We start from the raw sequence: 581 nt of genomic DNA, 5'->3' as shown, positions 1-581 counted from the left end.
CGATCCGCGAGCAGGCCGAGGCGGTGGCCGGCAACATCGTCAGCCTGTCGGAGAAGACCCAGACGATCGGCGACATCATCGAGACGGTCAACGACATCTCGGAGCGCACGCATCTCCTCGCCCTCAACGCCGCCATCGAGGCGGCCGCGGCCGGCGAGAGCGGACGCAGCTTCGCGGTGGTCGCCTCCGAGATGAAGCTGCTGGCCGATCAGGCCAAGGCGGCGACCGGTCAGGTGCGCGGCATCCTGGGCGAGATCCAGCGGGGCATCAACACCTCGGTGATGCTCACCGAGGAGGCGGTCAAGCGCGCCGCCGCCGGCAAGGCCCGCTCGGACACGACGCAGCGGACCATCGAGGAGATCACCGCCCGCGTGGAGGAGAACGTCCAGACCTTCCAGCAGATCGTCGCCTCGACGAATCAGCAGCAGCTCGGCATCGAGCAGGTGATGGGCGCGCTCCAGAACATCCGGCAGGCGAGCCAGCAGACCGCGGCCGGCACGCGGCAGGTCGAGTCCGCCTCGGCCAACCTCACGGAGCTGGCCCAGGCGCTGATGGCGCTCGCCGAACGCTACCGGCACTGA

The 581-nt window shown here is 69.5% G+C and carries 1 protein-coding gene; it reads left to right on the top strand.

What is annotated here, in order from left to right; all coding sequences use genetic code 11:
- Positions 1–581: methyl-accepting chemotaxis protein (locus tag OXS49_RS33425; RefSeq protein ID WP_267428787.1), on the top strand; the 581-nt coding region annotated here is incomplete at its 5' end.

It is taken from the genome of Methylobacterium sp. GC_Met_2 (assembly GCF_026540795.1).
Taxonomy (GTDB): Bacteria; Pseudomonadota; Alphaproteobacteria; order Rhizobiales; family Beijerinckiaceae; genus Methylobacterium.
The sequence above is the reverse complement of the archived record's forward strand: the minus strand, read 5'-3'. Positions and strand labels throughout refer to the sequence as shown.